The organism is Chitinophaga agri (assembly GCF_010093065.1).
Classification (GTDB): Bacteria; Bacteroidota; Bacteroidia; order Chitinophagales; family Chitinophagaceae; genus Chitinophaga; species Chitinophaga agri.
This window is the reverse complement of sequence record NZ_CP048113.1, coordinates 3046801-3060888: the sequence shown is the minus strand read 5'-3', so window position 1 is coordinate 3060888 and position 14088 is coordinate 3046801. Positions and strand designations below refer to the sequence as shown.

The 14088-nt window shown below is 46.8% G+C and carries 13 protein-coding genes; 5 read left to right on the top strand and 8 right to left on the bottom strand.

What is annotated here, in order from left to right; genetic code table 11:
- Positions 1-34 precede the first annotated feature (34 nt).
- A complete protein-coding gene (locus GWR21_RS12035; protein WP_162331993.1) occupies positions 35-1264 on the bottom strand; it encodes a hypothetical protein in 1230 nt (409 codons plus the stop codon).
- A gap of 270 nt (positions 1265-1534) precedes the next feature.
- Here GWR21_RS12035 and GWR21_RS12030 point away from each other — a divergent pair, with 270 nt between their 5' ends.
- The 3 genes from GWR21_RS12030 to GWR21_RS12020 all read left to right on the top strand — a co-directional run bounded on the left by GWR21_RS12030 (position 1535) and on the right by GWR21_RS12020 (position 4109).
- Entirely contained in the window at positions 1535-2275 is a 741-nt protein-coding gene (locus GWR21_RS12030) for a glycosyltransferase family 2 protein (RefSeq protein WP_162331992.1), read from the top strand.
- Positions 2276-2289: 14 nt separating this feature from the next.
- Positions 2290-3081 carry an O-methyltransferase gene (locus GWR21_RS12025; protein WP_162331991.1) on the top strand — a complete coding sequence of 264 codons (792 nt, stop codon included), beginning with the start codon at positions 2290-2292 and terminating at the stop codon, positions 3079-3081.
- Between the two features lie 233 nt (positions 3082-3314).
- On the top strand, positions 3315-4109 hold the full coding sequence (locus tag GWR21_RS12020; RefSeq protein WP_162331990.1) for a carboxylesterase family protein: 795 nt from the start codon (positions 3315-3317) through the stop codon (positions 4107-4109).
- Between the two features lie 69 nt (positions 4110-4178).
- On the opposite strand, the gene hemL is transcribed toward GWR21_RS12020, so the two are convergent.
- The 7 genes from hemL to hemA are packed head-to-tail and all read right to left on the bottom strand — an operon-like array spanning position 4179 to position 11483.
- Positions 4179-5468: a glutamate-1-semialdehyde 2,1-aminomutase gene (hemL, locus tag GWR21_RS12015; protein ID WP_162331989.1), complete on the bottom strand. Its 1290-nt coding sequence runs from the start codon at positions 5466-5468 to the stop codon at positions 4179-4181.
- A 42-nt stretch (positions 5469-5510) separates the two neighbouring features.
- Positions 5511-6476, bottom strand: a complete 966-nt coding sequence (gene hemB, locus GWR21_RS12010; protein WP_238430318.1) for a porphobilinogen synthase — start codon at positions 6474-6476, stop codon at positions 5511-5513.
- 24 nt (positions 6477-6500) lie between these two features.
- The gene (gene hemF / locus GWR21_RS12005; protein ID WP_162331988.1) at positions 6501-7412 is read right to left on the bottom strand and encodes an oxygen-dependent coproporphyrinogen oxidase; all 912 of its coding nucleotides are present in this window, start codon (positions 7410-7412) and stop codon (positions 6501-6503) included.
- Positions 7413-7424: 12 nt separating this feature from the next.
- A complete protein-coding gene (hemE, locus tag GWR21_RS12000) occupies positions 7425-8450 on the bottom strand; it encodes a uroporphyrinogen decarboxylase (protein ID WP_162331987.1) in 1026 nt (341 codons plus the stop codon).
- Between the two features lie 5 nt (positions 8451-8455).
- The gene (locus GWR21_RS11995; protein ID WP_162331986.1) at positions 8456-9259 is read right to left on the bottom strand and encodes a uroporphyrinogen-III synthase; all 804 of its coding nucleotides are present in this window, start codon (positions 9257-9259) and stop codon (positions 8456-8458) included.
- The gene (hemC, locus tag GWR21_RS11990) at positions 9246-10169 is read right to left on the bottom strand and encodes a hydroxymethylbilane synthase (RefSeq protein ID WP_162331985.1); all 924 of its coding nucleotides are present in this window, start codon (positions 10167-10169) and stop codon (positions 9246-9248) included. The genes GWR21_RS11995 and hemC overlap by 14 nt, the downstream gene beginning before the upstream one ends.
- A gap of 3 nt (positions 10170-10172) precedes the next feature.
- The gene (hemA, locus tag GWR21_RS11985; RefSeq protein WP_162331984.1) at positions 10173-11483 is read right to left on the bottom strand and encodes a glutamyl-tRNA reductase; all 1311 of its coding nucleotides are present in this window, start codon (positions 11481-11483) and stop codon (positions 10173-10175) included.
- A gap of 186 nt (positions 11484-11669) precedes the next feature.
- Between hemA and hemH the strand changes: the two genes are divergently transcribed.
- Both hemH and hemG read left to right on the top strand, forming a co-directional pair.
- Positions 11670-12698, top strand: a complete 1029-nt coding sequence (gene hemH / locus GWR21_RS11980) for a ferrochelatase (protein ID WP_162331983.1) — start codon at positions 11670-11672, stop codon at positions 12696-12698.
- 25 nt (positions 12699-12723) lie between these two features.
- A complete protein-coding gene (gene hemG / locus GWR21_RS11975) occupies positions 12724-14052 on the top strand; it encodes a protoporphyrinogen oxidase (protein ID WP_162331982.1) in 1329 nt (442 codons plus the stop codon).
- The last annotated feature ends 36 nt before the right edge of the window (positions 14053-14088 follow it).

The window sequence follows — 14088 nt, the reverse complement described above, 5'->3', positions numbered from 1 at the left end:
TAATCCGTCATTTGTAATAGTCAAATTACCTTGACTAGAATATTCTGTATCTGTATTTGATCTTGTCAGTGTTGTTATACAGTTCCTTGATGTTGATAGAAGCCTGGATCTCTTTTACCGCTTCGTCTTTCAGGTTACGGAATTCGGCCTGTTTGGTATCGATGGTGTTCTTGTCAGCCAGACCGTTATCCTGTGCTATTTTCAGAGAGCTGTTCACTTTGCCATAGTAGGAATCCAGCAGGGTAAAGTATTCACTGTACAGGTTCTCAAAACGTTTAGTCTGCAGGATCAGATCTTCCAGCTGGTTATTCACTTCTTTCAGGTTTGGATTCTCACGCAGCAGTGCTTCGTAATCTATCTTTTTACCTCTGGTATATTTATTTTCCAGATCGCTGAAGAAGGTCACTACTTTATCTCTCTTGAAGTCGAAGAAGAAGTCATTCAGTGTTTCACCGATAGACTTGTTACCACGCTGTGGCAGCTGGAATTTCAGCGCACTCGCAGTGAACATGATATGATCATACAGGTTGTCCTGTAATAAGTTCAGCTGATCTTTATTAAAGTTCAGACCATATTCAAATTTCTGGTTAGCATCATTCAGTGCGGTGTAGTACACTACATATTTGTTCAGCTCTTTCTCAAATTCCTTCAGTGTGTTCTGATTGATCTCTTTGTTGTTCACGCTGATACTGTGCAGGAAGTTCATCACTGAGTTTGCGATGGCGAGTGGTGGCGTCAGGGAAGTAAAGCTCTGGAAGATCGGGCTGGAGATGATGGATTTTGTGGACTCCACGATCTTGCTGTTCTTCTCATTTTTGTCAGCTTTACCTTTCAGTACTACTTTTTCCACCAGTTCCACGATGCGGTCACTCAGGGAGAAACCCAGTTCTTTACTTTCCGGGTTGTTCAGTGAGGTGATGAATACATCGAGGTTATTGGTAGTAGTACGTGATTTCAGGTCAATGATCTTTTTATTAAGCAAATAATATGTTTCGCTGGCGAAAACAATATTATTTCTGATAAGTTCATATTTGGTGATGTTATCAATCTCACGACCCTGCAATAATCCCTGAATAGCATTGGAATTTTGTTTGTCGCTGTCATTAATGCGTTGCAGTTCCTCCATTATCCGGCGGATAGTGGTGTCCTGCGTTCTAACCTGTTTAAGCTCCTCAGGTGTAGGTTGTTTCGGTTTTTCCGGTTCCTGCGCCTGGGCATAATGGAAACTTGTAAGTACAATCAGTAGTAGTGTCAGATATCTCATAGAATTTAAATGCGTGATCTTGAACTGATTTGAAAAAAAGCAAACATTCACAATAGGATACACACTGCCTGTAAAGCCGACCTTAGATCGTCCGCTTTCAGTTGCGACCTGTAATTGTTTCTGCATGCAATGTTATTAGCGTTTCTTTAACAATCCATGAAAATATGGTGCCAAAAAACGATTTCACACAAAGATAACAATTTATGATAAGTTGAAACCCGCAGTCTTTCAACTACTTTGTTAACTTCGATTGCAAATTTACCCACTTTCATGTTAAATAATAAAAAGATAGTGGTCGTATTGCCAGCTTACAACGCGGCTGTGACGCTGGAGAAAACCTACAAAGAAATTCCGCTGGATATTGTTGATGAAGTCGTACTGGTCGATGACGCCAGTAAGGATGAAACCGTTGCTGTTGGGAAGCAGCTGGGAATCAGGCACATCGTGCGCCACGACAACAACAAAGGTTACGGTGGTAACCAGAAATCCTGTTATAATAAGGCCCGGGAACTCGGAGCAGACATTGTCATCATGCTGCACCCCGATTATCAGTACACCCCTAAGCTGATCAGTGCCATGACCAGTATTATTGCCTATGATGTGTACCCCGTTGTACTCGGTTCCCGTATTCTGGGAAACGGGGCTTTAAGGGGAGGTATGCCGGTCTATAAGTATATAGCTAACCGGTTCCTGACCCTGGTACAAAACCTGCTTATCGGACAGAAACTCAGTGAATACCACACCGGTTACCGTGCATTTTCAGGGGAAGTGCTGAAAAACATCGATTATATGGCTAATGACGATGATTTTATCTTCGACAATGAGATGTTGTCGCAGATTTTTATGAAAGGTTATGAAATAGGTGAAGTAACTTGCCCCACCAAATACTTTGAGGAAGCCTCAAGTATTAACTTTAAACGCAGCAGTATCTACGGACTGGGAGTGTTGAGAGTGAGCCTGCAGCATCGGCTGCATAAGTGGGGATGGATCAAAGCGGCAATATATAACTGATTAAACTGTTTATTTTGGGCCTTCAGTGGGAACTAGCAAAAAAATACCTGCACTACTACTTTACCGCAGGTAATCGTCATGATGTACATTCTCCTTTTGTATTTGACCTGATAGAAAAGGTATTGCGTGATAAGCGAAAACCAGCCGTCTATCGCGAAATTGAACAAATGAGGAAATCGCTGCTGGCCAGTACTGAAACATTACAGGTAACTGATCTGGGAGCAGGTTCGCTCACCAATGCCGGGAATGAGCGTAAAGTAAGCGACATTACCCGTCATGCGGCGAAACCCGCGAAATTTGGTCAGCTGTTCTATCGCCTGATACAATATTTCCAGCCGGAATACCTGCTTGAACTCGGTACGTCCATGGGCATGTCTACCTCCTATATGGCAAAGGCTGCACCAGGTGCCACCGTACATACCATTGAAGGATGTCCTAATATTGCTGCCCGTGCCGGCCGCAATTTTGAAAGTCTGCATTTGCGTAATATTAAACAGCATACCGGTAATTTTGATACGGTACTGCCCTCCCTGCTAAAAGAACTGCCCAGACTGGATTATGTATATATAGATGGTAATCATCGCTCTGCACCAACATTGGCTTACTTTGAGCAATGTCTGGAGAAAGTGCATGATGACTCGCTGTTTATCTTTGACGACATTCACTGGACGCCTGATATGGAGAGTGCCTGGCATACCATTCAGCAGCATCCAAGGGTAACACTCACTATAGATCTGTTCTTTATCGGACTCGTGTTTTTCAAGCCGGAGATGAAGGTGAAACAGCACTTCGTATTGAAATACTAATCAGGAGTTGGGAATTAAAAATGCCGCGTAGATCGAAGTGAAGGAATAATTGCTATTTGCATAATCTAATTGAGAAAAGGATGACATTCACCCGAATATCATCCTTTTTTACTGTTTCGAGACCCCATTCATTGCAGATGTCATTGTATCATAGTGAAGCAATTAGACACCCGGTTCCTAATTCTTAATGCTAATTCCTAATTATTTATCTTAGTTGTCAAACAATTCCAATTATGAAGACACTTCAGATATTCTTCCTCTTCGCCCTCTTTGCCCTTTCCGCCAACGCCCAGACAACTCCTGACTACAGCGCGTTCAGTTATGAGACCTTTACCCACCATGGTGATACGCTCCGCTATCGTATGCTGAAGCCGCTGGGATACGCTTCTCAGAAGGCTTATCCACTGATCGTGTTTCTGCATGGTTCAGGAGAACGGGGTACGGATAATGCCGCGCAGCTTTTACACGGAGGTAGTCTCTTCCTGAAGGATTCCCTGCGTCAGCAATATCCTGCCATCGTGATCTTCCCGCAATGTCCGCCTGATTCTATGTGGGCATCCATGAAAGTAGAAAGGGATCAGTCAGGCAAGGCAATAAACCGGTCCTTTTCTGACGGTACTGACCGGGAAGCTACACCCGGGCTGCTGGTAAAATTATTGACGGACAGTCTGGTAAAGGCTGGTGTAGCAGATAAAAGACGTTTGTATCTTGGTGGATTATCACTCGGGGCAATAGGTACCTATGACCTACTGGCCCGTTACCCGGATATGTGGGCGGCTGCCTTTCCGATCTGTGGTATCGGTAATACGGATAATGCGCCGAAATTCAAAAAAGTGCCACTATGGATCTTTCATGGCGCTGCTGATAACGTAGTACCACCGATAGGGTCCAGCAGCTACTATGATGCACTGAAGAAACTGGGAGCGGATGTGAAGTATACTGAGTATCCGGGAGTGGGGCATAACAGCTGGGATAATGCTTTCGCGGAACCTGGTCTGCTACCGTGGATTTTCTCTCATAAAAAGTAGACGATATAAAAATAAAACGCCCCGACACATGATCGGGGCGTTTTTCCACTCTGCACAGGATTTGAATTGTTAACTATGTAAAGACTGTATCGCTGAACGGGCAGCTTCTACGGTCGCATCTAAATCTTCGATTGTCAGGGCTGAGCTGAGGAACCAGCTTTCAAAAGCGGAAGGCGGAAGATAAACACCACGTTCCAGCATAGCATGAAAGAAATGTTTGAATAACTCGTTGTTAGCGCCTGAAGCAGCTTCAAAATTGATAATAGGATACTCTGCAAAATGAACACTCATCATTGATCCGAGATTGTTGACCTGGTGTACAATCCCTGCTGCGCTTAATACAGATTGCAATCCTCCGGTGAGATACGCCGCTTTTTCAGCCAGCTGCCGGTAAATATCCGGATGCTCGTTTAACGTCTGTAACAAGGTATAGCCTGCGATCATGGCAATTGGATTCCCACTCAGCGTGCCGGCCTGATAAACTTTCCCGGCAGGTGCTACATGTTCCATGATCTCTTTACTTCCTGCGAAGGCGCCTACCGGCATACCTGCGCCAATTATCTTGCCAAAGGTAACCAAATCTGCTTTAATATTGAACAGTTCCTGTGCGCCGCCACGTGCCAGGCGGAAGCCTGTCATTACTTCGTCGAAGATCAGCAGCATATTATGCTGGTCGCACAAAGAACGAAGCCCCTGCAGGAATCCCTCCTGTGGCAGGATACAGCCCATGTTACCGGCAACAGGCTCAACGATGATCGCTGCGATCTGGTCAGGATACTCCGCGATCAGTTTTTCCACAGCCGGTAAATTATTGTAAGGAGCGGTAAGCGTATCATCAGCTACGGTCTGCGTAACACCAGGTACAGATTGTATGTCTAATGTTGCAACACCACTACCTGCACTCACAAGGAAGGAGTCAGCATGACCATGATAGTTACCCTCAAACTTGATGAATTTGTTCCGGCCGGTATATCCTCTTGCCAGTCTCAGTGCTGACATACAGGCTTCCGTACCGGAGTTCACCATCCTCACCATCTCGATATTAGGCACCATACTGATGATCAGTTCTGCTATCTTAATCTCCAGTTCTGTAGGTGCACCGAAAGAGGTGGAATAGGTGGCGTATTCCTGAATAGCCTTCACTACCGGTTCATAGGCGTGTCCCATGATCATTGGGCCCCAGGAATTGATATAATCTATGTAGCGTTTCCCGTCCACATCATACATATAGGCGCCTTTGGCACTTTTCATGAAGATAGGGGAGCCGCCTACGCCTTTGAAGGCGCGAACGGGAGAGTTGACTCCACCGGGAATAACGTGTTTTGCTTTTTCAAATAGTGCTTTACTTTGCGTGTACATGGTAGTGATTAGTATTTTTAACTGAAAAGCATGTGTACCTGATTACAATAACCGCACCGCATCCTTGGCGAAATAGGTGGCGATCAGATCAGCTCCTGCACGTTTAATGCTGGTCAGGGCTTCAATAATAGCTTTTTCTTCATTCAACCAGCCCATTTTTGCTGCGGCCTTGATCATCGCATATTCACCGCTCACGTGATAAGCGCTCACTGGTATATGCACTTCATCTTTGATCCTTCTGATCACATCCAGGTAGTACAATGCTGGTTTTACCATCACAATGTCCGCACCTTCCTGTGCATCCATCAGGGCTTCTTTCAGCGCCATGGTGGAGTTGGCATAATCCAGCTGATAGGTCTTCTTATCACCGAAACCCGGAGCCGAATCCAGCGCGTCGCGGAAAGGACCGTACAGGCAGGACGCGTATTTAGCGCTGTACGCCATGATACCTACTTTATGGAAGCTGTTTTGTTCCAGGATACTACGGATAGACAGGATACGACCGTCCATCTTATCACTCGGCGCTACGAAGTCAGCACCTGCTTCCGCATGACTGAGGCTCATACGTGCCAGCACCTCTACAGTTGCATCATTCACGATCTCACCATTCTCCACGATACCATCGTGACCGTAGGAAGAGTAAGGGTCCAGTGCCACGTCGGTCATGATCACTATCTCAGGAACGGCATCCTTGATAGCCCTGATCGCACGTTGCATCAGGCCATTCGGATTCACCGCTTCAGTGCCTTTATTATCTTTCAGTTCATCTGCACACTTAATGAAAAGCAGTACGCTTTTGATACCCATGCTCCACAGTTCTTTTACTTCTTTTACGGTCAGGTCCAGAGAGTATCTGAAATAACCGGGCATTGAACTGATCTCTTCTTTCACATTTTCTCCTTCTACAATAAATAGCGGTGCAATAAAATCACTTGGCGTCAGTATTGTTTCCGCAACCATTGCGCGGATGGCGGGAGAAGTTCTCAATATCCTGTTTCTGCGTATCATGATTATAGCTGTTTTTATTAATGATTAAACTGCCCATTCTCTTGGCTTCAGGAACGCTACCAATTGCGCTTCCGGACTGCCTGGCGCTGGATGGTAGTCATATTCCCAGCGGGCTCTCGGCGGAAGGCTCATGAGAATGGATTCTGTACGGCCGTTGGTTTTCAGACCGAACAGTGTGCCCCTGTCGTGGATCAGGTTGAACTCAACATAGCGTCCACGCCTGTATTCCTGCCAGTCTTTATGTGCATCCGTGTAAGGTGTATCTTTTGTTTTCTCCACGATAGGAATATACGCCTGTATGAGCGCTTCTCCATTTGCCTGGGCAAAGTTGAACAGCTGTTCTGCGTTCATTCTTTCACCAGGGCGCTGATAGTCGTAGAAAATACCGCCGATACCACGGGCTTCATTATCACGGTGTTTGTTGACGAAGTATTCGTCACAGTGCTTTTTGAACTCCGGATATAATTCCTTTCCAAATGGATCACAGGCATTCTTGAACGCCTGATGGAAGTGTACACCATCCTGTTCATCCAGGTAGTAAGGCGTGAGGTCTGCACCACCGCCGAACCAGGAATCTTTCAGTCCGCCGTTCTCATCATACAGCTCGAAATAACGGAAATTGGCGTGTACGGTAGGTACAAACGGATTGACAGGGTGGATGACCAGGGAGATGCCACAGGCCATGAATTGTGCCTGTGTTACACCAAACTGTTTTGCCATCAGTTCCGGCAGTTCTCCGTGTACAACAGAAGTATTGACACCTCCTTTTTCGAACACATTGCCATCAGCAATAACGCGTGATTTTCCACCGCCACCACCGGGACGTTCCCAGCGGTCTTCGCGGAAGGTGGCTTTACCATCTATATTCTCCAGTGCTGTGCAGATGTCGTCCTGCAGGCGATGGATGAGGGAAATAAAGTTGTCTTTAATGTTCATGACTGGTCTCCTTTAGAATTCCTTTACAGTATCGATAAATGCTCTGGCATGGTCAACCGGCACATTCGGCAGAATACCGTGGCCTAAGTTCGCGATGTAGCGATGTTTACCAAAGCCGGTCAGCATTTCTTTTACTGATTTTTTGATCTCAGGAATCGGAGCCAGGAGTTTCGCCGGGTCGAAGTTACCCTGAAGGGTGATATTATCGCCAGCGAATTGTCTTGCACGGGCAGGCTGTATACACCAGTCAACACCCAGGCAGTTTGCACCGGTCGCCGCCATTTCTTCGAGGGCGAACCAGGCGCCTTTAGCGAAGACCGTCACCGGACAAACATCTTTCAATGCTGCCACGATCTGACGCATATATTGTAAAGAGAAGTTTTCGAAGTCAGTTGGGCTCAGCAGTCCACCCCATGAATCGAACAGCTGTATACAGTCAGCACCTGCTTTAACCTGTTCTTTCAGGTAAGCGATAGTGGTATCTGTGATCATTTGTAGCAGCTGATGAGCTACTTCCGGTTGCTGGTAGCAGAATGCTTTCGCCGCATCAAAAGTCTTAGATCCTTTACCCTGTACCATGTAGCAGAGGAGGGTCCATGGCGCACCGGCAAATCCGATCAGCGGAACAGCACCGGCGAGCGTCTTTTTAGTAAGCGCGAGTGCTTCAAATACGTAATTGAGTGTATCCTTTACATCAGGAACGCAGAGCTTTTTAAGATCTGCGGCGCCTTTCACCGGGTCAGGTAATACGGGGCCTATTTTCTCAATAAGCTGTACTTCCATACCCATCGCCTGAGGTACTACGAGGATGTCAGAGAAAATGATGGCCGCATCTACTCCTACCTGGTGTACAGGCATCACGGTGATCTCTGTAGCCAGTTCAGGATTCATGCAGCGTTCAAAGAAGGAGTATTTTTCCCGCAGTTTGATATAGTCAGGCAGGTAGCGGCCCGCCTGGCGCATCATCCACACAGGGACACGTTCTGTAGTTTCTCCGCGTAAAGCTCTCAGTAAAAGGTCATTCTTTAAGGCGCTCATTCGTATCAGTTGATGTTATTAAAATAATTTATTGCTGTCAGCACCAGGTCTGTCATACGCTGCTGCGTGCTGATAATAATTTTGTTGCCGGTGTACTGTTCCAGCGCTTTTGCCGTCGTGTTTCCTATAGAAAAGCATACCGTATGTGTTGGCAGCTGATTAGCGGAAAAGAAGCTCTGTACTGCGCTGGGACTGAGAAAGAGGATACCGTCATAGTCATTGGCGGCAACGACTGGCGTAGCAGTAGTGGCATATACAATGATCTCATCCAGCTGAATACCATTACCGGCAAGTATATCAGGAAGCTCATCGCGGCGCCTGTCACCACAGAAAAAGACCAGCGGGCCTTCTTCTTTCCGTTGTATGATCTGATGGGCAAGGCCGGCTGCATCAGCAGCGGTGGCAATGATCTCATGCCGGATACCGGATTCGCGCAGCGTGTTGGCGGTAGCACCTTCCAGGCAATAGACCTTCCATCCGGGTGTATAATATCCGTTCTGCCGGAACGCTTCAATCTCTTCTTCTGTCGTCTCTGGTGGAAAGGATACCCAGTCACCGTAATAGTATTTACCGTCCGCAGTAAGATAGTGATCATGGATAGCACTAACAGCATTAGCGCTGGTAAAGATCACGGTGGCCATTTGCCTGAGCAGCTGGTGTATACGCTGTTTCAGTGCATCTGTTACAAGGGGGGCGGTATTGATAAAAGCCTGTGCATCGATGTCTACGTTTGCTGACGCGGCAACGCTGATCAGTTCCGTACTGACAGTTTTGGTGCTTAACAGGCGATATCTTTTATTTAATTGCATTCCTGATCTCTGCGACAATTTTATCGCCGCCCTGTGCAAGGATCTTTTCAGCGGCTATCTTTCCAATCAGTCCGGCATCCGCGAGGGGCGCCTGTTCTGCGATGGTGAACAGTTGTTGTCCGTCTATACTGCACAGTTCTCCACTAAAGTGGATGGTATCATTGCTGATGGTCGCATAAGCGCTGATAGGCGTAGTACAACCACCCATGAGGGTACGCAGGAAATCGCGTTCTACACGGGTACAGAGGGCAGTGGCAAGGTCATTGAATGGCGCACATGCCTGTCTGCAGAAGTCATCATCTTCCCGGCATACGGCTACGACTGCGCCCTGTGCGGGAGCAGGCAGCATCCAGTCGAGTTCTATACTTGTAGACGGGCGTACATTGATCCTTTCCAGACCGGCAGCAGCGAAGATGGCGCCATCCCAGTTTTCCGCTGCAAGTTTCTGCAGACGGGTATTTACATTCCCGCGCAGGTTGTGCAGCTGGTGCTTCGGATATTTACGGAGCCACTGTGCCTTACGCCTTACACTGCTGGTCGCAATGTTGGCAATATATGCCGGCTGATCAAGGAAGGCGGTATCCTGGCGGTATACCAGCAGGTCTTTTACAGGACCTCTTTCCAGTACGGCAACCTGTATAATATTTTTAGGCAGTTGTGTAGGAACGTCTTTGAGAGAGTGTACAGCGATATCGATACGGCCATTGAGCAGTGCGATATCAAGGCTTTTGGTGAAAATACCCTGTACGCCTATTTCGTAAAGTGGAGTAACGAGGTCTATATCGCCCTCGCTTTTGATAGGTACAAGTGTTGTGTTGTAACCCTGCGCATCCAGCAGGCCTTTTACCTTATTTGCCTGCCACAGTGCGAGCTGGCTTTCTCTTGTACCTATCTTTATTTCTTTATTCATGTATTATTCCTGGTTAACGCCAGTCTCAAAGATATCATTGATCATGGCGATATATTGATCACTTTTATCTGTTTCGCGGCGTACTTTTCCAGCCATCAGGTTGATCATCTTCTGGATGATGCGGGAAGATACTGCTTCAATATCTTCCAGATTGTACTGGTTGCCGTTTTTCTGCTGCTGGATCTCCTTTGTATGGATCTCGGTCAGTTTATCCTTTACAGCTTTCAGCACTACCGCGTGTTTACGCATTTTGTACCAGTAGAGGAACTCATTCATGTGTTCTTCTATGATGCCTAATGCTTTTGGCACTTCCTGCAGGCGCATCTGTAACGTCTCATCCTGTATCTTGGACAGTTCATCTACGTTAACCAGTTCAACATGCGACAGATCGTTCACTTCCGGCGCGACGTTGAAAGGGATAGACAGATCGATGATCAGTTTAGGAGAGGAACCACTGAAGTGTTCTGCCAGCACGTTCGGTTCGGGTGCGTTGGATGCTACCAGTACGATATCCGCAGCTTTTAATTCTTCTGCAAGATTCTCATATGGCGCATAACGCAGTCCATGCTGGTTGGCGAAATCCTGTGCGACAGCTGTTGTACGGTTCACCAGCGTTACGTTGGTGACACCGAGGTAGTCCATCATATTTTTACAGGTATTCCTGCCTATTTTACCGACACCTACGAGCAAGATCTTCTTGTGGTGAATGTCAGGTACCTTATGTTCCAGCAGACGTACAGCGGCGAAGGCCACGGATACGGTACCGGAGCTGAGTCCTGTTTCATTCTTGATTAATTTTGATACCTGAAGTACGCTGTTCACCAGTCTTTCCTGGAATCCACCGAAACATCCATTGGATTTGGAAAATTTGGTGGCATTACGTATCTGTCCGATGATCTCATAATCACCAAGGATCTGTGAATCCAGACCTGTGCCCACCTGATACAGGTGTTTAATGGCATCTTCTCCCGTTTTCACATACGACAGCTGGCTGAATAGATTGCAATCACCATCGGTTTCATTGCAAACCAGTTCCACCAGTTGCTGCGGATCATCAGCAAAACCATAGATCTCAGTTCTGTTGCACGTTGAGAGTACAAAAATATCGTCCAGGTGTAGGGACTTGGCACTATCTAGTAAGTGCTGATATTGTACCTGATTAATAGCGAACGATCCTCTTATAGCAGCATCTGTTTTCTTATAGTTGATACCAACGATATGAAAATGGGCTATATCTTTTGAATGACTACCCTGCATTTTGTTCTTATAAGCTTCCGGTGCAAAAATACTCGCATAGAATGCAAGAAAGGGCAACAGGCTGTCATTAGTGTGTCATTTCTCCTCCTGGTAATATGACATGGAGAAAAATGATTTTTATCAGTTTACATACTGATAGACGTTATCTATCAGGTAATCGGGAATAATTCATTTATTTCAACAATTGTATGACATTTGCAGGACAGATAAGCAGTTACATTTGCAAGAATTTTAAGTATAAGGATGGAAGCTAAATCTGATAAAGGAATTATTCTGATGAACCTGGGGTCGCCGGATTCTACGGCCGTACCTGATGTTAAGCGTTATCTCAACGAGTTTCTGATGGATAAACGGGTAATTGATTATCCATATCTGTTCCGCTTACTGCTGATCAAGGGTATTATTGTACCCAGGCGTGCGCCCAAATCAGCAGAGGCTTACCAGTCTATCTGGTGGGACGAAGGATCTCCGCTGATCGTGCTGACAAAACAATTACAGAACGCTGTGCAGCATGACCTGGCAATGCCGGTAGAAGTGTCTATGCGTTACGGTAATCCTTCTCAGGAAGAAGCTTTTGAGAAACTGCTCAAACAGAATCCCAGTCTGAAAGAAGTGATCCTGCTGCCCTTGTATCCGCATTATGCCATGTCATCCTATGAGACGGCTGTAGAGCATGCAAAAGCGGTCCATAAGAAGAAAGGATATGCTTTCAAGCTCAATATCGTACCTCCGTATTATAATGAACCTGATTATATAAATGCACTGGCAGAAAGTATGCGTCCCTATGTGGAGCAGGAATATGACCATCTGTTATTCAGCTATCATGGTGTACCTGAGAGGCACATACGAAAAGGCGATATTACAGGGAAGCATTGTATGCAGGTTGCCGACTGCTGCCACGTAGACTCACCGGCACATGAGTTCTGTTACCGCCACCAGGTGCATATTACATCGGAACTGGTAGCAGAGAAGTTAAAGATACCAAGAGAGAAGTGGAGCGTTACCTTCCAGTCCCGCCTGGGAAGGGAAGAATGGCTCAAGCCATATACAGCAGCAACACTGGAAGAATTACCTAAGAAAGGAGTGAAGCGTTTACTGGTGGCTTGTCCGGCATTTGTGTCCGACTGCCTCGAGACGCTGGAAGAAATTGCAGTGGAGGGTAAACACAGCTTTATCAGTAATGGCGGCGACAGCTTCACCATGATACCATGTATGAACGTGCATCCTTTATGGGTACAGGCAGTGGTAAAATGGATGACAGCCCTGTCCTGACCTGTTATTACCAATATCCGCAATCATGCAGACAAAACCCGTTATCATTGCCGGCGCTGGCATCGCCGGACTAAGTATTGCCTACGAATTACAACAGAAAGGCATTCCCTATGAAATCATGGAGGCCTCTTCCTATGCGGGCGGCCTGGTGAAGTCATTACACATCGATGGTTATGAGCTGGATGCCGGTCCTAACTCACTGGCCGCTTCACCCGAGATGATGACTTACATCGATCAGCTGGGTTTGCATGATCAGGTGCTCGAAGCGGCTGCTGTCAGTAAAAACCGTTTCCTTGTCAGAAATGATCAGTTACACGCGGTATCACCTCATCCGCTGAAGATACTGCAGTCTTCCTATATCAGTGGGGGCGCCAAATGGCGTTTGTTCACAGAACGTTTCCGTAAAAAGGCATCGCCGGAGGGAGAAGAATCTGTTTCTTCCTTCGTGACCCGCCGCTTTGGCAAAGAGATCAACGAATATCTCTTTGAACCGATTCTGTCCGGTATCTATGCCGGTAATCCCGACCTGATGTCCATCGCAGAAGTATTGCCAATGCTGCCGCAATGGGAAAAGAAATACGGCAGTGTCACTCAGGGACTACTAAAGAATAAGGCCGCAATGGGCGGCCGTAAGATCATAGCATTTAAAGGCGGAAACAGCACGCTGACCGACAAATTATATTCCCTGCTTACCGGAAAGATCAGATTCAACTGCACTGTTACAGGCGTGACCCGTGGAGCGGAAGACTATATCGTACAATATACCGAGAATGGTAATACGGCTATGCTGAATGCTGAGAAGGTGATATTTACCACACCTGCCTACAGCACAGCCACTGCTATACAAGGGCTGGATGCTGCACTGGCATCCCATCTTAGCGATATTGCCTATCCCCGTATGGGCGTACTGCACCTCGGCTTTGGTGCCGAAGCGCTGGAAAAGGCGCCTGCAGGGTTCGGATTCCTGGTACCTAATGCAGCAAATAAGCATTTCCTGGGGGCGATCTGTAATGCTGCGATCTTCCCGTCCCGTGCACCTAAAGGAAAAGCTTTATTCACCGTATTCGTAGGTGGCGCCAGGCAGGAACAGCTGTTCGATCAGCTGGGGCCGGAGAAGTTACAGCAAACCGTCGTAAAAGAACTGATGGCGCTGCTGGGACTGACGACTCCGCCGGAAATGCAACGTTTCAGTGAATGGAAAAAAGCGATCCCCCAACTGAACGTCGGATACGCACAGGTACGACAACAGATCCGCTTCTTCGAGCAGCGGTACCCGGGTATCAGACTGGCTGGCAATTACGTGACGGGCGTAGCAGTACCTGCTATTATACAGGCAGCAAAGAACTATAGCTGAGTGCTCTGCTATTGGCACTTTTTCTGTTGCATATCC

Bases quoted from the DNA above. Each gene is read 5' to 3' on its own strand.
- GWR21_RS12035 (WP_162331993.1), bottom strand. From the start codon at position 1,264: ATGAGATATCTGACACTACTACTGATTGTACTTACAAGTTTCCATTAT.
- GWR21_RS12030 (WP_162331992.1), top strand. From the start codon at position 1,535: ATGTTAAATAATAAAAAGATAGTGGTCGTATTGCCAGCTTACAACGCG.
- GWR21_RS12020 (WP_162331990.1), top strand. From the start codon at position 3,315: ATGAAGACACTTCAGATATTCTTCCTCTTCGCCCTCTTTGCCCTTTCC.
- hemL (WP_162331989.1), bottom strand. From the start codon at position 5,468: ATGTACACGCAAAGTAAAGCACTATTTGAAAAAGCAAAACACGTTATT.
- hemB (WP_238430318.1), bottom strand. From the start codon at position 6,476: ATGATACGCAGAAACAGGATATTGAGAACTTCTCCCGCCATCCGCGCA.
- hemF (WP_162331988.1), bottom strand. From the start codon at position 7,412: ATGAACATTAAAGACAACTTTATTTCCCTCATCCATCGCCTGCAGGAC.
- hemE (WP_162331987.1), bottom strand. From the start codon at position 8,450: ATGAGCGCCTTAAAGAATGACCTTTTACTGAGAGCTTTACGCGGAGAA.
- GWR21_RS11995 (WP_162331986.1), bottom strand. From the start codon at position 9,259: ATGCAATTAAATAAAAGATATCGCCTGTTAAGCACCAAAACTGTCAGT.
- hemC (WP_162331985.1), bottom strand. From the start codon at position 10,169: ATGAATAAAGAAATAAAGATAGGTACAAGAGAAAGCCAGCTCGCACTG.
- hemH (WP_162331983.1), top strand. From the start codon at position 11,670: ATGGAAGCTAAATCTGATAAAGGAATTATTCTGATGAACCTGGGGTCG.
- hemG (WP_162331982.1), top strand. From the start codon at position 12,724: ATGCAGACAAAACCCGTTATCATTGCCGGCGCTGGCATCGCCGGACTA.